We start from the raw sequence: 24317 nt of genomic DNA, 5'->3' as shown, positions 1-24317 counted from the left end.
GCATGGTAAGGAGGCATGGTAGGGGAGCGATGCACGGTAAGGAGAGGGACGCGGGGGAGGAAAGATAGACAAGGGGTAGGTAAGGCGGACCCGGCGTGCCGGGAACGGCGGCTCAGCCGAGGTTGGACAGGTCGACGACGTCGCCGGGCGGGGTGCCGGTCGCGGGCGTCCCGTAATCGTCGAAAGTGATCTCGTTGGTGGAGCGGCCGGCGACGACCACCTTCAACGGATAGCCGGGCCCGGTGTTGGCCGCCCAGAAGGCCGTTCCGTCGGGGCCCGCGGCCCGGACGGCCTGGGTGCCGGCCAGCTTCTCGGTCCGCACCGGGCCGGACAGCCCGACGACGTAGCTGGTCAGCGACGCGGCGAGCCGGTCGAGGGTGAAGTAGCTGTATTTCGCGGCGTCGGCGGGGGCTAGGCGGACCCAGCGGTCGGCGAGGAGGTTCCCGGCCGCGGCGTCACCGGTCCCCTCGTAGTAGGCGCGGCCGCGGCGGACGTAGGTGTCGTCTTTGATCTTGAAGATCTGGGTCCGTTGACCGTACTCGTCAATGGTGCCGCGGGTGACCGTGCCGGACATCACCAGGTCGTAACCGGCGGGGGCGTCCGAGCGCGGGTCGGCCTCGGTGCCGACGACGTGGACGCCGGTCGCGGTGCGCAACGCCTGCAGGGTGCGCGTGCCGACCTCGCCGGCAGGCAGCTTCTCCAGCCCGTTGCTCTTCTCCCCGCCGCCACTGCAGGCCGCCGAGGTCGCGAGCAGGAAAGTCAGTCCGAGGGAGAGCAGCGCCCGCCGGACCCCGCCGCGCCACAGTTGTGATCGCATCCGCCCGTCGCCTCCCGCCTGAGATCGTCTCCGGGTCGGTGGCGGCCGGGCGCGACCGTCGGCCCGCTGGTGTGCCGACCTGGTGTGCCCACCCGGGGTGCGCGCCCGGGTGGGCGCGCAGGTATGGCAGTGGGCGCAAGTCTGGCATTCCGCCGCCTGCGGTCGTCGGTCGGGTACGGCCCGTGGGTATCCGTTGTGTGCTCACGTCCGGCGGATGTGATCTGCGTCATGGCTGTGGCGAAGATCGCCCCATTGGGCTGTAGTTCCGGCGACCCCGGTTCGACTGCGCCCAGGAAATAAGGCACACTGGCGTTGTGAAATACGACCACGACGGGACGAGCGGGACGGCGGACGGCCGTACCCGCGACCGGGTCGTGCGTCTGCTCCTGGAGGGCGGCTCGGCCACGGCAGCCGAGCTGTCCCGTCAGCTCGGGGTCTCCCCGGCGGCTATCCGCAGGCATCTCGATGCCATGGTCGCGGATGGCATCATCACGCCCACGGAGAGCCGGTCCCGGGGGCCGCGTGGCCGGGGACGCCCGGCCCGGCGTTACGCGCTCACCGAAGCCGGCCATCAGGCCGGTCCCAACGCCTACTCCGATCTCGCGGCCGGTGCGCTGCACTTCCTGGCCGAGGTGGGTGGCGCGAGCGCGGTCACCCAGTTCGCCGATACCCGCGCCGTCGACCTGGAGCGGCGGGTGCGCGAGGCGGTCGTGGCGGCGGAGCCGGCGGATCGCCCGGCGGCGCTCGCCGAGGCGATGACCGCCGCCGGGTACACCGCCAGCGTCTCCGAGCTGCCCACCGGTCTGCAGATCTGCCAGCATCACTGCCCGGTCCAGTTCGTCGCGGAGCGCTTCCCGGCGTTGTGCGACGCCGAGACCGCGGTGCTGGCCCGCGTGCTCGACACCCACGTGCAGCGCCTGGCGACGATCGCGCACGGCGACGGCGTCTGCACGACCCACATCCCCGCGGGTCACCCGCCCGCGGGTCACCCGCCCGCGGGTCACACTGCCGTGAGCCACACCGCCGCGGATCATCCGCCCGCGGGCACGGCGCCCGGCATGGCTTCGCGTGCCCGGTCCGATCGGAACGGGTCCGATCAGAGCGGGTCCGGGAAGGACGGCTCCGCTCGGGTGCTGCCCGATTCCGCCGTGGCCGGATCCGGCCCGGCCCGGCCCGCGTCCCTGGCCTGTCCACCATCCTCGTCTTCGGAGGGTTTCGCCCTATGACCACCTCTGCCGAGACCGCCCTGGAAGGCCTTGGTTCCTATCGGTTCGGATGGGCTGACACCGACGCCTACGCCGCCGACGTGGAGCGCGGCCTGTCCGAGGCGGTTGTCCGCGGCATCTCGGCCAAGAAGTCCGAGCCGTCGTGGATGACCGACCTGCGCCTCAAGGGGCTGCGGCTGTTCGAGCGCAAGCCCATGCCGACCTGGGGTGCCGACCTGTCGGGCATCGACTTCGACAACATCAAGTACTTCGTCCGCTCCACCGAGAAGCAGGCCGAGGAGTGGGAGGACCTACCCGAGGACATCCGGGCGACCTACGACCGGCTCGGCATTCCCGAGGCGGAGAAGCAGCGCCTCATTGCCGGGGTCGCCGCCCAGTACGAGTCCGAGGTCGTCTACCACAAGATCCGGGAGGACCTCGAGGAGCAGGGTGTCCTCTTCCTGGACACCGACTCCGGGCTGCGTGAGCATCCGGAGCTGTTCCAGGAGTACTTCGGCTCGGTGATCCCGGTCGGGGACAACAAGTTCGCCGCGCTGAACACGGCGGTGTGGTCGGGCGGATCCTTCATCTACGTGCCGCCGGGCGTGCAGGTCGAGATCCCGCTGCAGGCCTACTTCCGGATCAACACCGAGAACATGGGCCAGTTCGAGCGGACGCTGATCATCGTCGACGAGGGCGCCTACGTGCACTACGTCGAGGGCTGCACGGCGCCGGTCTACTCGTCGGACTCGCTGCACTCGGCGGTCGTCGAAATCGTCGTGAAGAAGAACGCGCGCTGCCGGTACACGACCATCCAGAACTGGTCGAACAACGTCTACAACCTGGTCACCAAGCGTGCCGCCTGCCACGAGGGCGGCACCATGGAGTGGATCGACGGCAACATCGGTTCCAAGGTGACGATGAAGTACCCGGCCGTGTGGCTGCTCGGCGAGCACGCCAAGGGCGAGGTGCTCTCCATCGCCTTCGCCGGTGCCGGTCAGCACCAGGACGCGGGCGCGAAGATGGTGCACGCCGCGCCCCGCACCTCCTCGACGATCGTCTCCAAGTCGGTGGCCCGCGGCGGCGGGCGGACGTCCTACCGCGGGCTCGTCCAGATCAACGAGGGCTCGTCGGCCTCCCGCTCGACGGTCAAGTGCGACGCGTTGCTCGTCGACACGGTGAGCCGCTCGGACACCTACCCCTACGTTGACGTGCGCGAGGACGACGCCTCCATCGGGCACGAGGCGAGCGTCTCCAAGGTCGGCGAGGACCAGCTGTTCTACCTGATGAGCCGGGGTCTGTCCGAGGAGGAGGCGATGGCGATGGTCGTGCGCGGCTTCGTCGAGCCGATCGCCCGGGAGCTGCCCATGGAGTACGCCCTCGAGCTCAACCGCCTCATCGAGCTGCAGATGGAAGGTGCGGTCGGCTGATGGTCGTCATCGACGCCACCGGTCGGCCCCCGGCCGCCTCCGGTGCCGTACCCCGTCCCGTACGGTCCCGTAACCCGCTCGACCACGCCGTGCCCACCGGACGCGAGGAGGCGTGGCGGTTCACCCCGCTGCGCCGGCTGCGCGGACTGCCGACCGGCCCCGAGGCCGACGGCAAGGTCTCCGTGTCGGTCACCGCGCCCGCGGGGGTCGAGGTGGAGCAGCTCGCCGCCGCCGACGCCCGGATCGGTCGGGTGCTGACCCCGGCCGACCGGGTGGCCGCCTTCGCCCTGACCCGGTCGGCGGGCGCGCTCGCCGTCACCGTCCCGGCCGAGGCCGCGCTCACCGAGCCGGTGGTCGTGCACCTGCACGGTGAGAGCCCCAGGTCCCCGGCCGGGTTCGTCGCGACGAGCGGCGACGGCGGGCGGCGCGGCTCCCCGGGCGGGGTGGCCTACGGTCACGTCCTCGTCGAAGTGGGCCCGTTTGCGTCCGCCACCGTGGTGCTCGACCACACCGGCAGCGCCACCTACGCCGGCAACGTCGAGGTGTACGTGGGGCACGGCGCCTCGCTCACCTTCATCACCCTGCAGGACTGGGACGACGACGCCGTGCACCTCGGCGCGCACGCCTACTCGCTGGGGCGCGACGCTCGGCTGCGCTCGTTCACCATCACCCTCGGCGGTGATCTGGTGCGGCTCAACCCGACCGTGGACTACCGCGGGCCCGGCGGCGACGCCGAGCTCTACGGCGTGTTCTTCACCGATGCCGGCCAGCACCAGGAGCACCGGCTGCTCGTCACGCACGAGCCGCGTTCCTGCCGCAGCCGGGTCACCTACAAGGGCGCGCTGCGCGGGGACGCCGCCCACGCGGTGTGGATCGGCGACGTCCTCATCGGCGCCGGCGCCGTGGGCACGGACACCTACGAGCTCAACCGCAATCTCGTGCTCACCGACGGCGCGCGGGCCGACTCGGTCCCGAACCTGGAGATCCTCACCGGTGAGGTCACCGGTGCCGGTCACGCCAGTGCCACCGGCCGGTTCGATGACGAGGCGCTGTTCTACCTGCAGTCGCGGGGGATCTCGCCCGAGGAGGCCCGCCGGCTCGTGGTGCACGGTTTCTTCGCCGAGATCATCGACCGGATCGACGTGCCGGAGCTGCGGGAACGCATCATGATCAAGATTGCCGGCGAGCTGTCGGCCGACCTCCCGGACGAGGCTGCGGAGCCGTCGTCGGCGGAGTTGTCGGTGGAGGTGGGCGGATGACGACCGCGACCGGCGGTTCTGCCGCGGGCGGCTCCTCGGTCGCCCCGCGGTGGCACCGGGTGTGTGCCGCCGCGGACCTCGCCGAGGGCACCGCGATCGGCACCGAGATCGAGGGCGTGCCGGTGTGCGTGGTGCGGTCGGGCGGGGCGGTCTACGCCGTGCGTGACGAGTGCTCGCACGCCGACGTGATGCTCTCCCAGGGCGAGGCCGAGGACGGCAAGATCGAGTGCTGGCTGCACGGGTCCCAGTTCGACCTGGCCAGCGGCGTCCCGCTGAGCCTGCCGGCGATTGAGCCGGTGCCCACGTACGCAGTGACCATCGACGGCGACGACGTGCTCGTCGACGTCACACATTCGAACCCGGAACGAGGGTGACGGCAGCGGTGTCCACACTGGAGATCCGCAATCTGCATGTCTCGGTGGAGACGGACGGCGAGGGCACGCGCGAGATCCTGCGCGGGGTGGACCTGACCGTCCGCAAGGGCGAGACGCACGCGATTATGGGGCCGAACGGGTCGGGTAAGTCGACGCTGTCCTATTCGATCGCGGGCCATCCCAAGTACACGGTCACCGAGGGCAGCATCACGCTCGACGGCGAGGACGTCCTCGCGATGAGCGTCGACGCCCGGGCCCGGGCCGGGATCTTCCTGGCGATGCAGTACCCGGTGGAGATCCCCGGGGTCTCGGTGTCGAACTTCCTGCGCTCCTCGGTCACGGCCGTGCGCGGCGAGGCGCCGAAGCTGCGGACCTGGGTCAAGGAGGTCAAGACCTCCATGGCCGCGCTCGAGATGGACCCGGCGTTCGCCGAGCGCAACGTCAACGAGGGCTTCTCCGGCGGCGAGAAGAAGCGTCACGAGATCCTGCAGATGGCGTTGCTCAAGCCGAAGATCGCCGTGCTGGACGAGACCGACTCCGGCCTCGACGTCGACGCGCTGCGCATCGTCTCCGCAGGTATCGAGTCGGTGCGGGCCAAGGGGGAGACGGGCATCCTGCTCATCACCCACTACACCCGCATCCTGCGCTACATCCGTCCCGAGTTCGTCCACGTCATGGCGGCGGGGCGGATCGTCGACGAGGGCGGCCCGGAACTGGCCGCCGTGCTGGAGGAGTCCGGCTACGACCGCTACGTCAAGGGTGGCGGCGCGGCCACGCCGGCCGGCGTGGGAGCGGTGTCATGACGCTGACCGACGCGGCCGTGCGCCCGGGGTCCGGACCCCGGCTCGTCGGCGGGTTCGACGTCGAGCAGGTCCGCCGGGACTTCCCCGTCCTGGCCCGCACGGTGCACGGCGACCGGCCGCTGGTCTACCTCGACAGCGCCGCCACCTCGCAGAAGCCGCTGGCGGTGCTCGACGCCGAGCGGACCTACTACGAGCTGCACAACGCCAACGTGCACCGCGGCATCCACGTGCTGGCCGAGGAGGCCACCGGGCTGTACGAGGCCTCCCGGGACAAGGTCGCCGCCTTCATCGGGGCGGGCGACCGCCGGGAGGTGGTGTTCACCAAGAACTCCTCGGAGGCGCTGAACCTCGTCGCCTACGCGATGAGCAACGCCGGGGCCGCCGGCGCCGAGGCGGAGCGGTTCCGGGTCGGCCCGGGTGACGAGATCGTCGTCACCGAGATGGAGCATCACTCCAATCTCGTGCCGTGGCAGATGCTGGCCCGGCGCACCGGGGCGACGCTGCGCTGGATCGGGCTGACCGACGACGGCCGGCTCGACCTGAGCAACCTCGATTCGATCATCACCGAGCGGGCGAAGGTCGTCGCCTTCGTCCACCAGTCGAACATTCTCGGCACGATCAACCCGGTCGCGCAGGTGGTGGCGCGGGCCCGCGAGGTCGGCGCGCTGACCGTGCTCGACGGCTCCCAGTCGGTACCGCACAACCCGGTCGACGTCACCGAGCTCGGGGTGGACTTCCTGGCCTTCACCGGGCACAAGATGTGCGCGCCCACCGGGGTCGGGGTGCTCTGGGGACGCTACGAGCTGCTTGGGGTCATGCCGCCCTTCCTCGGCGGCGGCGAGATGATCGAGCTTGTCACCATGGAGGGCTCGACCTACGCGGCGCCGCCGCACCGGTTCGAGGCCGGCACCCCGATGATTGCCCAGGTGGTCGGGCTCGGCGCGGCCGTCGACTACCTGACCGCGCTCGGCATGCCGGCCGTCGCCGAGCACGAGCACGCGGTGACGGCCTACGCGCTGGACGCCTTCGCCGAGGTGCCGGGGTTGCGGATCATCGGTCCGCCGGCGGCGGACGCCCGCGGCGGGGCGATCTCCTTTGTGCTGCACGAGGACGACGGCCGGCCGATCCATCCCCACGACGTCGGACAGATCCTCGACGAGCGCGGCATTGCCGTGCGGGTCGGGCACCACTGCGCCCGGCCGGTCTGCCTGCGGTTCGGGGTACCTGCGACGACCCGCGCGTCGTTCCACCTCTACACGACGACCGGCGAGGTCGACGCCCTGGTGGAAGGACTGCACGGGGTCCGGAGGTTCTTTCTGAGGTGAAACTCGACTCCATGTACCAGGAGATCATCCTGGACCACTACCGCAACCCACTCCACCGGGGGCTGCGGGATCCCTTCGACGCCGAAGTGCACCACGTCAACCCGACCTGCGGCGACGAGGTGACCCTGCGGGTGAAGGTCTCGGACGGGGTCGTCGAGGACGTCTCCTACGAGAGCGAGGGCTGTTCGATCAGTCAGGCGTCGGCGAGCGTCATGAGCGACCTCGTGATCGGCAAGTCGGTCGACGCGGCGCTGAAGCTCGAACGCGAGTTCCTGGCGCTGATGCAGTCGCGGGGCACCATCGAGGGTGACGAGGACGTGCTGGAGGACGCCGTGGCGTTCGCCGGCGTCTCCAAGTACCCCGCCCGGGTGAAATGTGCCCTGCTGTCCTGGATGGCGTGGAAGGACGCGACCGCTAAGGCGATGGATCCGAGTGTCGCCGTCGCCGGCGCATCCACCTCTGTCGCGTACCCCCGCGTCGCCCCCCTCGACGTACCCGAGCAGGAGAAGCCATGAGCGAGACGGTGACCGAGACGCGCTCGGCCGCGACGGGAGAAACCGCCGAGGCGGCGGATCAGCCCGCCGGGGTCCCGAAGCCGGTGCTGGACCCGGACCCGACGGGACCGGACGCCCCGCCGGAGCTCGCCAGCTTCGAGGACATCGAGGAGGCGATGCGCGACGTCGTCGACCCGGAACTCGGCATCAACGTCGTCGACCTCGGCCTCGTCTACGGCATCCACGTCGCCGACGACAACACCGTCACCCTCGACATGACGCTGACCTCGGCGGCCTGCCCGCTCACCGACGTCATCGAGGACCAGACCCGCTCCGCCCTGGTCGACGGCCCGGACGGGCTGGCCGCGGACGTGACCATCAACTGGGTCTGGATGCCGCCGTGGGGGCCGGACAAGATCACCGACGACGGTCGCGAGCAGCTGCGCGCGCTCGGCTTCAACGTCTGACGTCCCCCCGGCCCACTGGATGAACAACCGGTGGGGTTCGCGCAACGTACGGCTGGCTACCCAGCAACCACCGCTCACTCCGCCCGTATCCGCCCGCCAGGCTTGTAGGGTCGGAACCAGGCGATCGGCGTCGTCATCGGCCCATTTCGGCGGGCTTCCCGCCTCGTGGCGTGGTGTCCGGCCCCGCCGGTCGTTCGGAGATCGAGCCGGAAGACGGGAGCCTGTCTGTGCCGAGCCCGCGGGTCCTCGGTCTGGTGCTGGCCGGGGGTGCCGGACGGCGGCTGGCGCCGCTGACCGCGGACCGGGCGAAGCCCGCCGTCCCCTTTGGCGGGCTGTACCGCCTGATCGACTTCGTGCTGTCCAACCTGGTGAACGCGGGCTACCTGCGCATCGCGGTCCTGACCCAGTACAAGAGCCACAGTCTCGACCGGCACATCACGACGACATGGCGGATGAGCAACCTGCTCGGCAACTACGTCACGCCGGTGCCGGCGCAGCAGCGGCTGGGGCCGCGATGGTTCGCCGGCAGCGCCGACGCCATCCACCAGTCGCTGAACCTCGTCTACGACGACGCCCCGGACATCGTCGTGGTCTTCGGCGCGGACCATGTGTACCGGATGGACCCGCGGCAGATGGTCGCCCAGCATCTCGACAGCGGAGCCGGCGTCACCGTCGCCGGGCTGCGGGTGCCGAGATCCGAGGGCAGGGCGTTCGGGGTCATCCAGACGGCGCCCGACGGCCGCACGATCGAGGCGTTCCTGGAGAAGCCCGCCGATCCGCCGGGTCTGCCGGGTAGCCCCGAGGAGACGTTCGCCTCGATGGGTAACTACGTCTTCTCGACGGACGTGCTGATCGACGCCCTGCGCAAGGACGCCGCGGACGAGGACAGCGTCCACGACATGGGCGGGAACATCATCCCGATGCTCGTGGCCCAGCGGGCGGCGGCGGTGTACGACTTCGCCGGCAACGTCGTCCCGGGCACGACGGTGCGTGACCGCGGCTACTGGCGCGACGTCGGCACCGTCGACTCGTACTTCGAGGCGCAGATGGATCTGTGTGCGCTCGACCCGGTGTTCAACCTCTACAACCGGGAGTGGCCGATCCTCACCAGCATCCCCTCGCTGCCACCGGCGAAGTTCGTGCACGACGGCCTGCAGCGCACCGGCACGGCCGTGAACAGCATCGTCAGCAATGGAGTCATCATCTCCGGGGGCACGGTGCGCTCGTCGGTGCTGTCCCCGGGAGTGCGGGTGAGCTCCTGGGCCGAGGTCGACCACACGGTGCTCATGGACAACGTGCTCGTCGGCCGGGGGGCCGTCGTCCGCGACGCCATCCTGGACAAGAACGTGCACGTGCCGGCGGGCGCCCAGGTCGGGGTGGACAAGGACCGGGACCGCGCCCGCGGCTACACCGTGAGCGAGCAGGGCATCACCGTCGTCGGCAAGGGCGTCACGATCGCCGACTGAACCGGCCGCCATCCGCCCCATCCGCCCGCACCCGCCCCGCTCCTCGCCTCCACCGCCCGCACCCGTCCCGTTTGCACCCGTCCCGTCACGGCACCGTTGGGAGAGACCGCACATGCGCGTCGCCATGCTCACCCGGGAGTACCCCCCGGACGTCTACGGCGGGGCGGGTGTGCACGTCGAGTACCTGAGCCGGGAGCTCGCCCGGCTTGTCGACCTCACCGTCCACCGCGAGGGGCCGGCGCCGGGCGGCGGGTCGGCGGGCGGCGGGCCCGCGGGTGCGGCGCCGTCGACCGGCGCCGTCGACCGACCGGTGGTCGAGAGGGCGGGTGCCCCGGGGGTCGCCGCGGTCGCGGCGCACCGGGGCTGGGCTGCGCTCGCCGACGCGAACGACGCGCTGCGGACCGTGTCGATGGACCTGTCCATGGCCGCCGCGGCGGTCGGCGCGGACGTGATCCACTCGCACACCTGGTACGCGAATCTCGGTGGCCATCTCGCCGCGCTGCTCGGCGGCGTCCCGCACGTGATGACCTCGCACTCGCTGGAGCCCCGGCGTCCCTGGAAGGCCGAGCAGCTGGGCGGGGGCTACCGGGTGTCGTCCTGGTGCGAGCGGGTCGCGATCGAGTCGGCGGCCGCCGTGGTCGCGGTCAGCGCGGGCATGCGCGTGGACATCCTCGATGCCTACCCGGCGGTCGATCCGGCCCGTGTGCACGTCATCCGCAATGGCATCGACACCGACGAGTACCGTCCGGACACCGCGACCGACGTGCTGGAACGTCACGGGGTGGATCCGGCCCGGCCGACGGTGATCTTCGTGGGGCGGATTACCCGGCAGAAGGGGCTGCCGGTGCTGCTGCGGGCGGCTGCGGCGATCGACCCCCGGGCGCAGCTCGTGCTCTGTGCCGGGGCCCCGGACACCCCTGCGCTGCTCACGGAGATCACCGACCTGGTCGAGGGCCTGCGCGCAGGCCGCGACGGCGTGGTCTGGCTGCCCGGGATGCTGACGAAGCCGGAGGTGATCCAGCTGCTCAGCCATGCCACCGTGTTCGTCTGCCCGTCGGTCTACGAGCCGCTCGGCATCGTCAACCTGGAGGCGATGGCGTGCGGCACCGCGGTCGTCGCCTCCCGGGTCGGTGGCATTCCCGAGGTCGTCGACGACGGCGTCACCGGTCTGCTGGTGCCGCCCGGCGACCCCGGCGCGCTGGCCGGGGCCGTCAACGAGGTGCTCGCGGACCCGGTCCGGGCGGCCGCGATGGGCCATGCGGGCCGGGACCGGGCCGTCACCGAGTTCGGCTGGGCGGCGATCGCCGAGCGCACCGCGCGGCTGTACGCATCGCTGACCGGCGGCTGACGCCTCAGCTCGGCTGGAGCCGTCAGCTCGTCCAGGCCGTTTCGGAGACCGGGGAGCGACCGAGCAGCGGACGCCACCAGGCTTCGTTCTCCTTGTACCAGGCGATGGTCGACCGCATGCCCTCGGCGAAGTCGATCAACGGCGTCCAGCCCAGCTCGGTCCGCAGCTTGGTGGAGTCCAGCAGGTAGCGGCGGTCGTGCGAGGGGCGGTCGGGCACGATCGTCTTCAACGACGCGGGCAGACCGAGCTCGGCGAGCACCGTGTCGGCGATCGTCTCGATGTCCGCCTCGACGCCGGATCCGACGTGGTAGGTCTCGCCGAGCCGCCCACGGTCCAGAACCGCGTCGATCGCCCGGCAGTGGTCCATCACGTGCAGCCACTCGCGCCGGTTCGTGGTGGAGGCGTACATCGGGAGCGACTCGCCCTGCAGCGCCCGGGTTACGAACAGGGGGATGACCTTCTCCGGGAACTGGTAGGGACCGTAGTTGTTCGAGCAGTTGGTGATCGTCACGGGGAGGTTGTAGGTGAAGCCGTAGGCGCGTACGGCGTGGTCCCCGCCGGCCTTCGCCGCGTTGTAGGGCGTGCGGGGGAGGTAGGGGGAGTCCTCGGTGAAGGCACCGGGGTCGTTGAGGTCCATGTCGCCGTAGACCTCGCAGGTGGAGATCTGGTGGAAGCGGGCCACCCCGACCGTGCGTGCCGCCTCGAGCAGGGTCTGGGTACCCATCACGTTCGTCGCGAAGAACTCGCCGGGGCGGATGATCGCCAGGCTGTTGTGCGACTCGGCGGCGAAGTTCACCACCACGTCCACGGAGTGCTCCCGCAGCACCGACTCGACGAGCTCCTGGTCACGGATGTCGCCGTGGACGAACGTGACGCGGTCCGCGACGTCGGCGAGGTTCTCCCGGCAGCCGGCGTAGGTCAGGGCGTCGAGCGCCACGACCGCGTCCTCCGGATGCCGCGTCCGCCAGTAGCGGACGAAGTTCGATCCGATGAACCCGGCGGCTCCGGTCACGAGGAGCGTCGACATGGTGTGCCTTTCGATCGGTGCGCCTGCGCGGCGACGCATGCGGCTGGGCGGTGGACGGACGTCGCCCATGTTCTCGTGGCGGGCGGGCAGCGGCCTGGCCGGCGCGCGGCCACCCGGACGACGGCGGGTGACCGTGGGCGCACGGGGCACCTTACGCTCTGGCGCGTGGCGGACCTGTTCGAGGGCTATCCGGCGGCCACGGCGCCCGATGGCTTCCGTACTCTTGAGGTCATGAGCATCGTCGTATCGTGATCGTCGCGCGCCCGACCGTGCCGTCCCTGGTGGGCACGGTGCGCGGTCTACCCCGTGCCCGACCTACCCCGTGCCCGACCTCGGTCGTCCCGGTTCGCCGTGCTCTGGTGGGGTCCCCGCCGTTGTCCGTGTCAACCCGACGTCGCCGGTGTAACGCTCTGACGCTCGCCCGGCGTTGTCTGGAAGCCCGAAAGAGGCCCTACCTCGATGATCATTGTGTCCGAGCTCGAACTGCGTGCCGGAGCCCGCACTCTGATCGAGCCCGTATCCTTCCGGGTGCAGCCGAACGACCGGATCGGTCTCGTCGGGCGCAACGGGGCCGGCAAGACAACGTTGCTGAAGGTGCTTGCCCGGGAGGGGCTGCCGTTCGCCGGCACCGTCGACATCCGGGGTGAGATGGGTTACCTCCCCCAGGACCCGCGTACCGGCGATCTGGCCGACACCGCCCGTGATCGGGTGCTGTCGGCGCGCGGTCTCGACGTTCTCCTGCGCGAGATGGAGAAGCTGCAGCTGGAGATGGCCGAGCTGGTCGACGCCACGGCGCGGGACGCGGCGATCCGCCGCTACGGCAGCCTGGAGGAGCGATTCGGGACGCTCGGCGGTTATGCCGCCGAGGCGGAGGCTGCCCGGATCTGCTCGTCGCTGGGCCTGGCCGATCGGGTGCTCGCCCAGCCCATCGGCACCCTGTCCGGTGGGCAGCGGCGGCGGGTCGAACTCGCCCGCATCCTGTTCGCCGGGTCCGGCAACGCCGACGCGACCCTGCTGCTCGACGAGCCGACGAACCACCTCGACGCCGACTCGATCGGGTGGCTGCGGGACTTCCTGCGCGCCCACACGGGCGGCCTGATCGTGGTGAGCCACGACGTCGACCTGCTCGACAAGTGCGTGAACAAGGTCTTCCACCTCGACGCCAACCGGGCCACCCTCGACGTCTACAACGTGAACTGGAAGACCTACCTCAACCAGCGCGAGCTGGACGAGCGCCGCCGTCGCCGGGAACGCGCCAATGCCGAGAAGAAGATCGACTCGCTGAAGGCGCAGGCCGACAAGATGCGCGCCAAGGCGACCAAGGCGCGGGCCGCCCATCAGATGGACCGGCGGGCCGAGCGGCTCGCGGCCGGGCTCGCCGAGGCGCGCGTCGCGGACCGGGTGGCCAAGCTGCGCTTCCCGGACCCGGCTCCGTGCGGCCGCACGCCGCTGACCGCCACCGGACTGTCGAAGTCCTACGGCTCGCTGGAGGTGTTCACCGGTGTGGACCTCGCGATCGACCGCGGCTCGCGGGTCGTGGTCCTCGGGCTGAACGGTGCCGGCAAGACCACGCTGCTGCGCATCCTGGCGGGCCAGGAGGCACCCGACGTCGGCCAGGTGCATCCCGGTCACGGTCTACGTCTCGGGTACTACGCGCAGGAACACGAGACGCTGGACACCAGCCGCTCGGTGCTGGACAACATGCGGGCCGCCGCGCCGGGGACGTCGGACGTGGAGCTGCGTCGCATCCTGGGCGCGTTCCTGTTCAGCGGAGACAGCGTGGAGCAGCGAGCCGAGACCCTGTCCGGCGGCGAGAAGACCCGCCTCGCGCTCGCCGGACTGGTCTGCAGCTCCGCCAACGTCCTCCTGCTCGATGAGCCGACGAACAACCTCGACCCCGCCTCGCGCGACGAGGTGCTTGCCGCGCTCGCCACGTACCGGGGCTCGGTCGTCCTAGTCACCCACGACCCGGGGGCCGTCGAGGCCCTCGACCCGCAGAAGGTCCTGATGCTGCCGGACGGGGTCGAGGACAACTGGTCACCCGATCTGGCCGAGCTCATCACCCTGGCCTGAGCAGGGACCCTGCGCCGGGAACCGAACGGAGAACCTTTGTGAGTACGCAGGGCGGCACCAAGGCGGTCATGGCGGCACTGGCCGCCAATCTGGGTATCGCGCTGGCGAAGTTCGTCGCGTTCCTGGTCACTCAGTCGTCGTCGATGCTGGCCGAGTCCATCCACTCGGTGGCCGACTCCGGCAACCAGGGCCTGCTCCTGCTCGGCCAGAAACGTTCCGTCCAGCCGCCGGACGAGGAGCATCCCTTCGGGTACGGGCGGGCGCGTTACATCGCCGGCTTCCTGGTCGGGATCGTGTTGTTCAGCCTCGGCGGGCTGTTCTCGGTGTATGAGGGCGTCGAGAAGCTGCGCCATCCGCATGAGCTGGAGAGCGGGCTGGTCGCGGTCGTCGTCCTGCTGATCGCGGTGCTGCTGGAGTCCTACTCCTTCGCGACCGCCATGCGCGAGTCGAAGAAGACGAAGGGCGACCGGTCCTGGTGGCGGTTTATTCGGGAGGCGCGGGCCCCGGAACTGCCCATCGTCCTGCTGGAGGACCTGGCAGCCGAGCTGGGGCTGATCTTCGCGTTGCTCGGGGTCGGACTGACGCTGGCACTAGACGACCCGATCTGGGACGGCGCGGGAACGCTGGCCATCGGCGTGCTCCTGCTGATCGTGGCCGTCATCGTGGCGACCGAGGCGTACGGCATGCTGGTGGGCGAGGCCGCAGCCCCGGCAATGGTCGCCACCATCCGCCGCACGCTCGCCGCCGCCCCGGGCGTCGCCACGGTCATCCACCTGCGCACGCTGCACCTCGGGCCGGACGAGCTGCTCGTCGCCGCCAAGATCGGTATCGGGGCGGAACTGGCGATGCCCGAGGTGGCCGCCACCATCAACGGCGCGGAGGCGGCGCTGCGGGCCGCGGTGGCGGTTCCGCTGCGCATCTTCCTCGAGCCCGACATCCTCCGCGACGAGCTGGGTCGACGACGGGATCCGTCAGCCGGTGCCGCCGGCGAGGCAGAGCCGCAGCGCGAGCGCGCTCAGGGCGCCGAGGGACATCAGTACCACCGGCAGGTTTCCCGCCCGTAGCTTGTCCCCAGGCAGTTCCGGTCGGGGACGGGGCGCCACCGCGGCCACCAGCAACCAGGGGAAAACCGGCAGCCAGGACTCTTCGACGTCGCCCTCGGCCAGTCCGAGGACCGTCGCGAACAGCATCGTCGCGCCGGCCCCCACCAGCAGCGGCCAGCCCGGGGTCAGCCGCAGGCGGCGCGCCGCCCGGACGAGAACCGGCCCGCCGACGAGGACGACCACGGTCAGATCCACGGCGATCCAGGCCAGCGTGCCGGCGAGCCCCGGCCGTGGCGCGCTCGCCAGGGCCAGCCCGTCGGGCCAGGAGAAACCCCACGCGTAGAAGAGCCACAGCGGCAGGAGCGCGCCCAGGCCGGTCATGACGTTGAGGATCGGGCGACGGCGGACGAAGTAGGCCGCCGCGACCGCCACGCCAAGCCAGACCGAGGCGTAGCCGAACAGCCCCGCGAGGCCGAGCAGCAGCCCGCTTGCCAGCGCCCACCACATCGAGCGCCGACCCGGTTCGCATCCGACCACCCCCACCGCGACGGCCAGGGTGGCCAGGGTAGCCGTGACGGCGTCCGGGGACGCCGCCATCCATCCGTTCCACGGGGCCAGGACGAGGACGGGGACCAGGCGCCGGGCGGCCGTCTCATGGCACAACGAGCGCACCGCGATCGAGACGGCGGGGACGACCAGCGTGCCCAGGGCGGTGAACAGCATCCCGATCGCGACCGCGCCGTGCATCCCCACCCTGGTGAGCACCCAGACGGTCAGGACGGGGCCCGGAGGATGGGTCGGCAGGACGGCCGTAGTCCCCGCGGCGGCGTGCGTGGTGGTCGCGGTGTAGGAGGCGAGGAAGCCGAGCGGATCGTCACCGACGGCTTTTGCCGCCGCCAGGAGATCCGCCGGGATGCGAAGATCCGCCGTGATCTCCCCGGGTGCGACCAGCGCGAGCGTGCCGCTCCACGCCAGCGATCCGACGTAGCCCAGGACGAGCAGGACGGTCCAGGGCAGCCTGTTCGTCGGGCCGGTCGCCATGGCCGGGGTGTTCGGGGTGTTCGGGGTGTTCGGGATGGCCGGGGTGTTCGGGGTGTTCGGGGTGTTCGGGGTGGCCGCCGGGGGGATGGTCGAGGCCCACCAGGCGGTGAGGGCAATCACGACCACGGCGATCGCGAGCGGGACCAGGACGAGGGAATCGAGACGGGGAGCCCATCCGCCGCGCAGCGGCGGGTCACCGATGCCCAGATCAAGGTCGCCGGTGGAGACGAGGAACATGCCGACGAGACCGCAGGCCACCAGGATGAGCCACAGCGCCGCCTCGCTGGCCTCGGTATGCCCGGCGGACCCAGCCCAGGGCCGGGACAGGCCGCCACGCGGTCCGGGCGACCGGCTGGAGGCGGCGACAGCGGTCGGGTCGGAGGCGCCGTCCGTCGCGCTCACCGGTCCGTACCGAGGCAGGCCGCGTAGCTGGGCACCTTCGGTGCCGACCCGGAGATCATTACGTCACCGACCACCACTGCACGGTAACGAGTCCGGTTCGCTCCCAGCGCCGCAGTTGCTCCCGAGCCGGATGCCGGAGGTGCCGGCGGGGGTGCGACGAGCCGTCCGCGGTCTCGCCGGATCGGGCCTTGGCACGGGAGCGGGCCCGGCCCCGACGAGGTGGACAACCGGTGTCGGATGTGAGGAATCAGTCGAATCGATCGGCCGCGTTCGCGGTCCGTCGGCTCGCTCTGTACAGTGATCGACTGATGGTCGTACCTGCAGCGTTGCATCGAGAGAAGATCTTGATCGCGAAGATGACGATGTTCGTGGCGACGCGCCGATGCTGTTGTCGGGCCGCGTACCGGGGATTGGGGACACTGGTCTCGGTAGCACTGTCGGCCATGCGCGCCTGCTGTGCCAGCGGGTGGGTGCGACCCGTGCCATCGCTGGTGACCGCCGGCATGGAGGAAGGAACGCGAGGGCACGGTCATGCACCGGCGTCGCGTGTGATGGATCACATCTGCTTCGAGTGGCGCGTTTACTCAAGCTGAGTGAAGATCGGTTCGCAGATCATCGAACACGGAGGGGGCCACGTTGGCCGAGCTCAGGAAAGGAACCCGGATCACCGGCGCCGAGCGGGACAAGCTTGCCGCCGAACTTCGGAAGAAGTACGAAGGTGGGCAGAGCATCCGCCTGCTCGCCGAGTCCTCTGGTCGTTCGTACGGGTTCGTCCACCGGATCCTCTCGGAGTCCGGTACGACCCTGCGCGGCCGGGGTGGTGCGACCCGGGGCACCAAGAAGAAAAGCGCCTGAATCATGGCGGTCCCCGCCGCCGCTGTAGCGGCGGCGGCGGCCGGGCTGCGCGTGCGGGTCGCCGGGCCTCTCGTCACGATCGGGATGACGGACCTCGGTGATACCGGCGGGGCCGGTTCGTTCCCGGCTCTCGCGTCGGCGCTGGTCGGCGAACTGCGTCGGTTGACCGGTGAGGTCCGGGTCCTGGTTGTCCGGATAGGTCATTGCCCCCCGCCTGCCGCTGACCTCACCGACCCCGCACCCCGGGTGGGCGAGGGAGGACCTGCGTCCGCCGAGGGGCGGCTGTCCCCGGCCGCGGGCTATCGCGCGTGGCGCGACGCGATGGGGCGGGTCTCCGACCGGTCCGACCTGATCAGTGTGGCCGTCGTGGACACGACGGTCGGCGACCTCGGTCTCGCGGTGACGGTCGCCTGTGACCTGCGGGTCCTCGCCGCGGATGCGCGCTTCCGGCTGACCTGGGCGCGTGACGGCTTCCTGCCCGCGGCCGGTGCCATGGGTCGGCTGGTCGAGCTCCTCGGATACGCGAATGCCCTGGACCTCTGCCTGACCGGCCGTGAGCTCGCCGCCGACGAAGCGGCCAGGATCGGGCTGGCCCAGCGGGTCCTGCCGCGTGAGCTGCTGGACGAGCAGGTCGGCGTGCTGGTCGCGGCGCTCCTCGCGGTTCCCCGCGACATCGCGGCCGAGGTGAAGGCGCTGATGCGCGGCGCGCGGCGTTCCCGTCCCGCCACCCGCTCCGGCCGTCTCAACGAGCGGGCCGAGGACGAGGCCTGGGAACGCGTCGTCATCGCCCGCTCCGCTGCCGGTGACGACCCCGCGGCGGGGTGAGCGGCAGCCAGCACACCCGACGAGCCGCATCCGCTGCGGGAATGCCCGTCCGCAATTCCTGCTTACCTCGTTACACACTAAACACCGCCGCCAGGGAGGGCTGATGCGACCGGGAACGGACGGTTGGTCCACGATGCGTACCTTCCAACAGGACCGTTCGGTCACCCGGACCTCGCTGCGGCCTGGCACCCTGCGCAGGATCGTCGCCTTCGCCCGCCCCCATCGGCGGCAGCTCGCCTACTTTCTCGCGCTCATCGTGCTCAGCTCGGCTGTCGGTGCGGTTGTTCCGATGATCTTCAAGACGATCATCGACGACGGCATCGTGCGCCACCGGGTGGGGTTCGTGCAGGCGCTCGCCGCGGTCGTCGCGGGCCTGGCGTTCCTGGACGCCGGTCTGTCGCTCGCGCAGCGCTGGTTCTCGGCCCGGATCGGCGAGGGTCTGATCTACGAGATGCGCAGCCAGGTGTTCCGGCACGTGCAGTGCCAGCCGCTCGCCTTCTTCACCCGGACCCAGACCGGGGCGCTCATCAGCCGGTTGAACAACGACGTGCTCGGCGCGCAGTCGGCGTTCACCAACACGCTGTCGTCGGTGCTGTCGAATATCCTGTCCGCCGGATTCGTGCTCGCCGCGATGCTGGTGCTGTCCTGGCGGATCACGCTCGTGTCGCTCGTGTTGCTGCCGGTATTTATTATTCCGGCCCGCTTGTTGGCGCCCCGCCTGGCCAGGCTGACCCGGGAGAGCTACGGGTTGAACGCCGAGATGAACACGACGATGACGGAACGATTCAACGTGTCCGGAGCGATGCTCGCGCAACTGTATGGTTCGGCGGAACGGGAGGACGAGAACTTCCGTGTTCGGGCCGGGCGGGTGCGTGACATCGGGGTGACCCAGGCCATGTACGGCCGCATATTCTTCGTCTCGCTCACCCTGGTCGCCTCGCTCGCGACCGCGATCGTCTACGGGATAGGCGGTCGGTTCGCTGCCCAGGGCAGCTTGGAGGTCGGTACCCTGGTCGCGCTCACGGCCTACCTCGGGCGGCTCTACGGGCCGCTCACTCAGCTCTCCAACGTGCACGTCGACGTCATGACGGCGCTGGTGTCCTTCGAGCGGGTCTTCGAGGTGCTCGATTTGGAGCCGGCGATCGCCGACCGGCCGGGCGCTGTCGATCTGCCGGCAGGCGCGGCGACCATCGAGTTCGATCATGTCGGTTTCCGTTATCCGGCCGCCGACGAGGTCTCCCTGGCGTCGCTGGAGTCGGTCGCCGTACTCGACCCGCGGGTGCCCACGCCGGTGCTGCACGATGTCACCTTCCGGGTCGAGCCGGGGCAGGTGATCGCGTTGGTCGGCCCGTCCGGAGCGGGCAAGACGACGATCAGCCAGCTCGTTCCGCGCATGTACGACGTGCGGTCGGGGTCGGTACGCATCGGCGGGCACGACGTCCGCGATCTCACCCTTCGGTCCCTGCGGTCCGCCGTCGGTGTGGTCACCCAGGACGCGCATCTGTTCCACGACACCATCCGCGCGAACCTGGCCTTCGCCCGGGCGGACGCCTCGGACGAGCAGATGTGGACCGCTCTGGACGCGGCGCGGATCGGGCCGCTCGTGCGCTCCCTGCCGGACGGCCTGGACACGGTCGTCGGTGACCGGGGCTACCGCCTGTCCGGCGGGGAGAAGCAGCGGCTGGCCATCGCCCGGCTGCTGCTGCGCGAACCGGGCATCGTCGTGCTGGACGAGGCCACCGCGCACCTCGACAGCGAGTCCGAGGCCGGCGTGCAGCAGGCGCTGACCGCCGCGCTGGTGGGACGGACATCCCTGGTCATCGCGCACCGGCTGTCCACGGTGCGCGACGCCGACCGCATTCTGGTGGTCGACGACGGGCGGATCGTGCAGAGCGGGACCCATGAGGAGCTGCTGGCCCGCGGCGGGCTCTATGCCGAGTTGTACCGGACCCAGTTCGCCCCGGTCACGCCCGTCGGTGCTGATGCGGGGTGGGCCGAAGGGGCCAGTGCCCCACCGGTCGGGGTCTGACTCCTGGGCCACATCCGGGCGCGCCACGTTCGGGCGGCCGGCGTCGCGCCGACCCGACAGGTGGGCGGCGACCGGCCGTGGTCCGCGGCCGGTCGCCGCCCACGGCCGCCCGTCGTGGCGACACTAAGATCCGGGCTCGGCCGAACGAAGCGCTGCGGCCGTGGGGGAGCTCTCGCCGGCCGCGCTGCCGGCGTGCACCTCCGAGGCGACGACGCTGGTCTCGGCGGGAGCCATGACGTCGGCGACGGCGATGTCGATGTCGCCGGACGGCTGGCGGTGGATGGCGGGATTTTGTTTCATATCGGCTCCGGGGGGACTCGATCGTGCCCTACCGACTTCCGCATCCGAGGAAGCGGATCCCAGGAACGTCCGGCGCCCTTGCCGTCTTTCCCGTATCACGCGCGTCAACCGACAGGGGTGTGGCGCGGACGATATGAACGGTACGCCGCCGTGCGACCACGTGCAGCATATAACGGATACGCCTGATCTGACTACTTCTCGGGCCGCCGCGCGCGCCTCCCGGTGGCCCCCGTGTGCAATGACCGACGATCAGTACTTAGGCTCTGGGTGTGCCCCGTAGAGCCAAGATTGTTTGTACCCTCGGCCCCGCGACCAGCTCGCCAGAGAAGGTCCGGGCCCTCGTCGACGCGGGAATGGACATTGCCCGACTAAACTTCTCCCACGGAACACACGAACAGCATGCCGTCACTTACGCGCGGGTGCGCGAGGCCGCGGAGGCGGCCGGCCGCAGCGTCGGCACGCTCGCCGACCTCCAGGGACCGAAAATCCGGCTGGGGAACTTCGCCGACGGCGGGGTCACCCTGCTGCCCGGTCAGCGGTTCACCGTCACGATCCGCGATGTTCCCGGCGATCAGCATCAGGTCGGCACGACCTACCCGGGCCTGCCGGGCGACGTCGCGGCCGGGGATCGCGTCCTGGTCGACGACGGCCGCCTGGTCCTGCAGATCGACGGGGTGACTGACACCGACGTCCACACCACGGTCGTTGTCGGCGGGCCGGTGAGCGACCACAAGGGGATGAACATTCCCAACGCCGCGCTCACCGTCCCGGCGCTCACCGAGAAGGACGCCGCTGACCTGCGGTTCGCTCTCAACCTCGGGGTGGACATGGTCGCACTGTCCTTCGTCCGGAGCGCCGTGGACGCCGCGGCGGTGCATGCGATCATGGATGAGGTGGGGATCCGGGTTCCGGTCCACGCCAAGATCGAGAAGCCGCAGGCGGTCGCCGAACTCGACGAGATCATCGAGGCGTTCGACGGTCTGATGATCGCCCGTGGCGATCTCGGGGTCGAGCTGCCGCTCGAGGACGTGCCGCTCGTGCAGAAGCGCGCCGTCAGCCAGGCCCGGGAGCGGGCCAAGCCGGTGATCGTCGCGACCCAGGTGCTCGAGTCCATGGTCAGCGCGCCGCGGCCGACCCGTGCCGAGGCCAGTGACTGCGCCAACGCCGTCCTGGACGGCGCTGACGCGATCATGCTGTCGGCGGAGACGAGCGTCGGTGCCTACCCCATCGAGGCCACGGCCACCATGGCGCGCATCATCGAGACCGCCGAGGCCGACCTCGGCCGGATACCGCCCCTGCGGACCGAACCGCGCACGCTCGGTGGGGCACTCGCCCAGGCCGCCGCGTCGGTAGGAGCCGCGGTCGGCGCCCGTTACCTCGTGGCCCACACCCTCAGTGGTGACACGGCCCGGCGACTCGCCCGGTACCGTACCGAGGTCCCGGTGCTGGCCTTCACGCCGATTCCGGCTGTCCGCAACCAGATGGCGCTCTTCTGGGGCGTGGAAACCTTCCTCGTGCCGTTCGCGGACAGCACGGACGAGATGGTCCGCCAGGTCGACAGCGCCCTCTTCCATATTGGCCGATGCAAGCCGGGTGAACTGGTGGTCGTCGTCGCCGGGACGCCGCCGGGCGTGGCCGGCATGACCAACATGATGCGGGTCCATCGCATCGGGGAGGCCATCTGACCCCACCGTCTGAACCGACCCCACCGTCTGGTGTCAGCGTCGCATCCCTGATCTTTGATCCCTGACCGAGAACTGGCATACCTCGAGCACCCCGAGCCGCGCCGACGCCGAGTCCGCCGGTCACCGGCGGCCCGCCGGCGCGGCCCCCCGTTGTGCCGTTGCCGTTCTGGCACATGTCAGGCGTGGACCGATGACTGTCATGATGAGGCCCAGCTGGGCCTAGGCGGACAAGCTGGGGGCGTGGTACGGCCCGGGGCCCGGCCGCCTCCGGTCCGTACCGGTCCGTACCGGGTCGGCCGGCGGCCTGTTGCACACGGTGTATGTCAGGAAGTGGTGGGATGGCCGAGCAGGGAAGTGGGACGGACGGTCAGGCGTCCGACGCCCGGTCGACGAACGGCGACGCCGCGGCCAATCCCGAAACCGGAGTACCCCGGACCGGGCAGAGCGGTGGGACCACGGAGAAGACCGCACCGCGCCCGGGGGCCGGGAGGAACGCGGCCGCCACGTCCGCCCGTGCGCCGAATCCGACCTCCTCCCAGAGCGGACGAGCAGCGAGCGCGAGTTCGGCCGATGCGGATCCGGCCGGCCGGAGCGGTGCGGAGCGGGCCGGAAGCCCGCAGGGCACGACAAAGACAGAGAATCCCGGAAAGCCGGGAAACTTCGGAAAGCCGGGAAACCCCGGGAGCGCGGGGAGCGCGGTTGCCGCCCCGCGGCAGGGTACCGGCCGTATCCCGCCGACGTCGGTTCCACCCTTGGGAGGAGCTTCACCGGCGCGGTCCGTGGGCGGCGGGCAGCGGTCGGTGCCGCCGGCTCCCGCCCGGCCAGCCGCGGCGGACACCCCGGAATCATCGAAGCGGTCGACGCCACCGAAGACCGACACACCCGGCCAGCCTGCTTCCGGCCAGGGGCGCGGCGCCGTCCGACGGCCCCCGGCTTCGTGGCCCGGGCCGCCCGTCTCACCCCCGCCCACCCCGGCGGCGGCGCCACCGGCCGCGAGCCGTTCGGGTAGTCCCGCGGCACCGCCTCCCCCGAGTCGCGCGGGGAATCCGGTCAGTTCGGCCGGAAGCGCGCGTTCGACGCCCGGCCGTACGAGTGCCTCCCCACCGCCGGTCCCCGCGCCGCTGCCGGCACCGGCGCCGACCCGGGCTCGCCCGCCGGCGCCGTCCGAGCTGTCCGCCAGCCCGTCCCATCCCGCCGGACAGTCCCCGATCCGGGAACGGATCAGCCCGTCGTCGCCCGACGGTCCACTCCCACGTCGCGGGGACGAGGGCGGCCGCGGATCTCGTCCCGACCGGCCGGTACCGCGATCCGGGGCGTCCGGTTCGCCGACGCCGACGCCGACGCCGACGCCGACGCCGACGCCGACGCCGACGCCGACGCCGACGCCGACGCCGACGCCGACGCCGACGCCGACACCGACACCGACACCAACGCCGACGCCGACGCCGACACCGACGCCATCCCGACCCGCGTGGTTCGAGCGCGACGTCTCGAGGACCTCCGCCGGTTCCGGTGCCAGGGTGCCACCCGTTCCCGGCGTTGAGGAGGGTCCTCGGCCGCGAGGAGTACCGGCGCCCGTTCCCGTCCGGGATCATCGAGAACCTGGAAGGGATCCCCTGGAGGCCGCGGCCGGGCGTCGGATGGCCGCCCGTACCGACGGGGATGATCATGTGCTCGATCATGATCGTGGTCGTCCACGGGCGTCGCGTTCCACCGACCCGCCGACCATGCAGGTGCGCCGACAGCTCAGGCCCGATCTCGAACCGGATCCGATGCCCTCCGGCACGAGGGACGAGGCGTGGCCCCTACCGGTCTCCGGCGCGGGGCCGGGCGGCGAGCCGGTGACCGATGCCTATCCCTACCCCGACCCGGCCTTTGACCGCCGGCTGCACGCGTATCCCGGGCGGAACCGGGGCGCGGGTGACGACCATGACCTGGAGGGTCAGGAACGGCGTGCGGACCCGGGGCCGCGGCCGGTTGTCCCGCGTCCGCAGGCCTTGCCCGAGGCGCATCGTCCGTCGACGCCGTCCGAACAACCGACGCCGTCCG

The 24317-nt window shown here is 71.0% G+C and carries 22 protein-coding genes and 1 pseudogene; 18 read left to right on the top strand and 5 right to left on the bottom strand.

Annotated features, from left to right (window positions below; translation table 11 throughout):
• Positions 1–112 precede the first annotated feature (112 nt).
• Positions 113–817 carry a hypothetical protein gene (locus tag BMG523DRAFT_RS15245; protein ID WP_011436097.1) on the bottom strand — a complete coding sequence of 235 codons (705 nt, stop codon included), beginning with the start codon at positions 815–817 and terminating at the stop codon, positions 113–115.
• 314 nt (positions 818–1131) lie between these two features.
• On the opposite strand from BMG523DRAFT_RS15245, the gene BMG523DRAFT_RS15240 reads away from it, so the two are divergent.
• The 10 genes from BMG523DRAFT_RS15240 (at position 1132) to glgA (ending at position 10988) form a co-directional block, all read left to right on the top strand.
• Positions 1132–2043, top strand: coding sequence for a metalloregulator ArsR/SmtB family transcription factor (locus tag BMG523DRAFT_RS15240; RefSeq protein WP_023841556.1), 912 nt, complete (start codon positions 1132–1134; stop codon positions 2041–2043).
• The gene (sufB, locus tag BMG523DRAFT_RS15235) at positions 2040–3452 is read left to right on the top strand and encodes a Fe-S cluster assembly protein SufB (RefSeq protein WP_011436099.1); all 1413 of its coding nucleotides are present in this window, start codon (positions 2040–2042) and stop codon (positions 3450–3452) included. The genes BMG523DRAFT_RS15240 and sufB overlap by 4 nt, the downstream gene beginning before the upstream one ends.
• Positions 3452–4711: a Fe-S cluster assembly protein SufD gene (gene sufD / locus BMG523DRAFT_RS15230; protein WP_011436100.1), complete on the top strand. Its 1260-nt coding sequence runs from the start codon at positions 3452–3454 to the stop codon at positions 4709–4711. The genes sufB and sufD overlap by 1 nt, the downstream gene beginning before the upstream one ends.
• A complete protein-coding gene (locus BMG523DRAFT_RS15225; protein ID WP_011436101.1) occupies positions 4708–5085 on the top strand; it encodes a non-heme iron oxygenase ferredoxin subunit in 378 nt (125 codons plus the stop codon). The genes sufD and BMG523DRAFT_RS15225 overlap by 4 nt, the downstream gene beginning before the upstream one ends.
• Positions 5086–5093: 8 nt before the next feature.
• On the top strand, positions 5094–5888 hold the full coding sequence (sufC, locus tag BMG523DRAFT_RS15220) for a Fe-S cluster assembly ATPase SufC (RefSeq protein WP_011436102.1): 795 nt from the start codon (positions 5094–5096) through the stop codon (positions 5886–5888).
• Positions 5885–7213, top strand: a complete 1329-nt coding sequence (locus BMG523DRAFT_RS15215) for a cysteine desulfurase (protein WP_011436103.1) — start codon at positions 5885–5887, stop codon at positions 7211–7213. Before sufC ends, BMG523DRAFT_RS15215 begins: the two co-directional genes overlap by 4 nt.
• Positions 7210–7728, top strand: coding sequence for a Fe-S cluster assembly sulfur transfer protein SufU (gene sufU / locus BMG523DRAFT_RS15210; protein WP_011436104.1), 519 nt, complete (start codon positions 7210–7212; stop codon positions 7726–7728). Before BMG523DRAFT_RS15215 ends, sufU begins: the two co-directional genes overlap by 4 nt.
• Entirely contained in the window at positions 7725–8174 is a 450-nt protein-coding gene (locus BMG523DRAFT_RS15205; RefSeq protein WP_011436105.1) for a metal-sulfur cluster assembly factor, read from the top strand. Before sufU ends, BMG523DRAFT_RS15205 begins: the two co-directional genes overlap by 4 nt.
• A gap of 227 nt (positions 8175–8401) precedes the next feature.
• A complete protein-coding gene (gene glgC / locus BMG523DRAFT_RS15200) occupies positions 8402–9640 on the top strand; it encodes a glucose-1-phosphate adenylyltransferase (protein ID WP_011436106.1) in 1239 nt (412 codons plus the stop codon).
• Positions 9641–9752: 112 nt separating this feature from the next.
• A complete protein-coding gene (gene glgA / locus BMG523DRAFT_RS15195; protein ID WP_011436107.1) occupies positions 9753–10988 on the top strand; it encodes a glycogen synthase in 1236 nt (411 codons plus the stop codon).
• Between the two features lie 22 nt (positions 10989–11010).
• Here glgA and rfbB read toward each other — a convergent pair whose 3' ends face one another.
• Positions 11011–12015, bottom strand: a complete 1005-nt coding sequence (gene rfbB / locus BMG523DRAFT_RS15190) for a dTDP-glucose 4,6-dehydratase (RefSeq protein WP_023841554.1) — start codon at positions 12013–12015, stop codon at positions 11011–11013.
• 3 nt (positions 12016–12018) lie between these two features.
• Here rfbB and BMG523DRAFT_RS24635 point away from each other — a divergent pair, with 3 nt between their 5' ends.
• The 3 genes from BMG523DRAFT_RS24635 to BMG523DRAFT_RS15180 all read left to right on the top strand — a co-directional run bounded on the left by BMG523DRAFT_RS24635 (position 12019) and on the right by BMG523DRAFT_RS15180 (position 15152).
• Entirely contained in the window at positions 12019–12267 is a 249-nt protein-coding gene (locus BMG523DRAFT_RS24635) for a hypothetical protein (RefSeq protein ID WP_023841553.1), read from the top strand.
• A 207-nt stretch (positions 12268–12474) separates the two neighbouring features.
• A complete protein-coding gene (locus tag BMG523DRAFT_RS15185) occupies positions 12475–14088 on the top strand; it encodes an ABC-F family ATP-binding cassette domain-containing protein (protein WP_011436109.1) in 1614 nt (537 codons plus the stop codon).
• 38 nt (positions 14089–14126) lie between these two features.
• Positions 14127–15152, top strand: coding sequence for a cation diffusion facilitator family transporter (locus tag BMG523DRAFT_RS15180; RefSeq protein WP_011436110.1), 1026 nt, complete (start codon positions 14127–14129; stop codon positions 15150–15152).
• Here the strand turns inward: BMG523DRAFT_RS15180 and BMG523DRAFT_RS15175 are convergent.
• Positions 15060–16409 (bottom strand): hypothetical protein, encoded by a 1350-nt coding sequence (locus BMG523DRAFT_RS15175; protein WP_083494837.1) that lies wholly within the window; start codon positions 16407–16409, stop codon positions 15060–15062. The genes BMG523DRAFT_RS15180 and BMG523DRAFT_RS15175 overlap by 93 nt on opposite strands.
• 801 nt (positions 16410–17210) lie before the next feature.
• Between BMG523DRAFT_RS15175 and BMG523DRAFT_RS15165 the strand changes: the two genes are divergently transcribed.
• The 3 genes from BMG523DRAFT_RS15165 to BMG523DRAFT_RS15155 all read left to right on the top strand — a co-directional run bounded on the left by BMG523DRAFT_RS15165 (position 17211) and on the right by BMG523DRAFT_RS15155 (position 20283).
• Positions 17211–17429: a helix-turn-helix domain-containing protein gene (locus BMG523DRAFT_RS15165; RefSeq protein WP_009399485.1), complete on the top strand. Its 219-nt coding sequence runs from the start codon at positions 17211–17213 to the stop codon at positions 17427–17429.
• A 3-nt stretch (positions 17430–17432) separates the two neighbouring features.
• Positions 17433–18254: an enoyl-CoA hydratase/isomerase family protein gene (locus BMG523DRAFT_RS15160; protein ID WP_011436113.1), complete on the top strand. Its 822-nt coding sequence runs from the start codon at positions 17433–17435 to the stop codon at positions 18252–18254.
• 103 nt (positions 18255–18357) lie between these two features.
• On the top strand, positions 18358–20283 hold the full coding sequence (locus tag BMG523DRAFT_RS15155) for an ABC transporter ATP-binding protein (protein ID WP_011436114.1): 1926 nt from the start codon (positions 18358–18360) through the stop codon (positions 20281–20283).
• Between the two features lie 123 nt (positions 20284–20406).
• On the opposite strand, the gene BMG523DRAFT_RS25705 is transcribed toward BMG523DRAFT_RS15155, so the two are convergent.
• A complete protein-coding gene (locus tag BMG523DRAFT_RS25705) occupies positions 20407–20583 on the bottom strand; it encodes a hypothetical protein (protein ID WP_023841550.1) in 177 nt (58 codons plus the stop codon).
• Between the two features lie 269 nt (positions 20584–20852).
• Between BMG523DRAFT_RS25705 and pyk the strand changes: the two genes are divergently transcribed.
• Positions 20853–22268: a pyruvate kinase gene (gene pyk / locus BMG523DRAFT_RS15150; protein ID WP_011436116.1), complete on the top strand. Its 1416-nt coding sequence runs from the start codon at positions 20853–20855 to the stop codon at positions 22266–22268.
• Positions 22269–23489: 1221 nt separating this feature from the next.
• Here pyk and BMG523DRAFT_RS25380 read toward each other — a convergent pair.
• Positions 23490–23729, bottom strand: a complete 240-nt coding sequence (locus tag BMG523DRAFT_RS25380; RefSeq protein ID WP_043591423.1) for a hypothetical protein — start codon at positions 23727–23729, stop codon at positions 23490–23492.
• A 179-nt stretch (positions 23730–23908) separates the two neighbouring features.
• On the opposite strand from BMG523DRAFT_RS25380, the pseudogene BMG523DRAFT_RS25605 reads away from it, so the two are divergent.
• Positions 23909–24317: pseudogene (locus BMG523DRAFT_RS25605) on the top strand (hypothetical protein); the annotation flags it as partial.

This window comes from Frankia sp. BMG5.23, from assembly GCF_000685765.2.
Lineage (GTDB): Bacteria > Actinomycetota > Actinomycetes > Frankiales > Frankiaceae > Frankia > Frankia casuarinae.
The sequence above is the reverse complement of the archived record's forward strand: the minus strand, read 5'-3'. Positions and strand labels throughout refer to the sequence as shown.

Bases quoted from the DNA above. Each gene is read 5' to 3' on its own strand.
- BMG523DRAFT_RS15245 (WP_011436097.1), bottom strand. From the start codon at position 817: ATGCGATCACAACTGTGGCGCGGCGGGGTCCGGCGGGCGCTGCTCTCC.
- sufB (WP_011436099.1), top strand. From the start codon at position 2,040: ATGACCACCTCTGCCGAGACCGCCCTGGAAGGCCTTGGTTCCTATCGG.
- sufD (WP_011436100.1), top strand. From the start codon at position 3,452: ATGGTCGTCATCGACGCCACCGGTCGGCCCCCGGCCGCCTCCGGTGCC.
- BMG523DRAFT_RS15225 (WP_011436101.1), top strand. From the start codon at position 4,708: ATGACGACCGCGACCGGCGGTTCTGCCGCGGGCGGCTCCTCGGTCGCC.
- BMG523DRAFT_RS15215 (WP_011436103.1), top strand. From the start codon at position 5,885: ATGACGCTGACCGACGCGGCCGTGCGCCCGGGGTCCGGACCCCGGCTC.
- BMG523DRAFT_RS15205 (WP_011436105.1), top strand. From the start codon at position 7,725: ATGAGCGAGACGGTGACCGAGACGCGCTCGGCCGCGACGGGAGAAACC.
- glgA (WP_011436107.1), top strand. From the start codon at position 9,753: ATGCGCGTCGCCATGCTCACCCGGGAGTACCCCCCGGACGTCTACGGC.
- rfbB (WP_023841554.1), bottom strand. From the start codon at position 12,015: ATGTCGACGCTCCTCGTGACCGGAGCCGCCGGGTTCATCGGATCGAAC.
- BMG523DRAFT_RS15185 (WP_011436109.1), top strand. From the start codon at position 12,475: ATGATCATTGTGTCCGAGCTCGAACTGCGTGCCGGAGCCCGCACTCTG.
- BMG523DRAFT_RS15175 (WP_083494837.1), bottom strand. From the start codon at position 16,409: ATGTTCCTCGTCTCCACCGGCGACCTTGATCTGGGCATCGGTGACCCG.
- BMG523DRAFT_RS15160 (WP_011436113.1), top strand. From the start codon at position 17,433: ATGGCGGTCCCCGCCGCCGCTGTAGCGGCGGCGGCGGCCGGGCTGCGC.
- BMG523DRAFT_RS15155 (WP_011436114.1), top strand. From the start codon at position 18,358: ATGCGACCGGGAACGGACGGTTGGTCCACGATGCGTACCTTCCAACAG.
- BMG523DRAFT_RS25705 (WP_023841550.1), bottom strand. From the start codon at position 20,583: ATGAAACAAAATCCCGCCATCCACCGCCAGCCGTCCGGCGACATCGAC.
- BMG523DRAFT_RS25380 (WP_043591423.1), bottom strand. From the start codon at position 23,729: ATGGCGTCGGTGTCGGCGTCGGCGTCGGCGTTGGTGTCGGTGTCGGTG.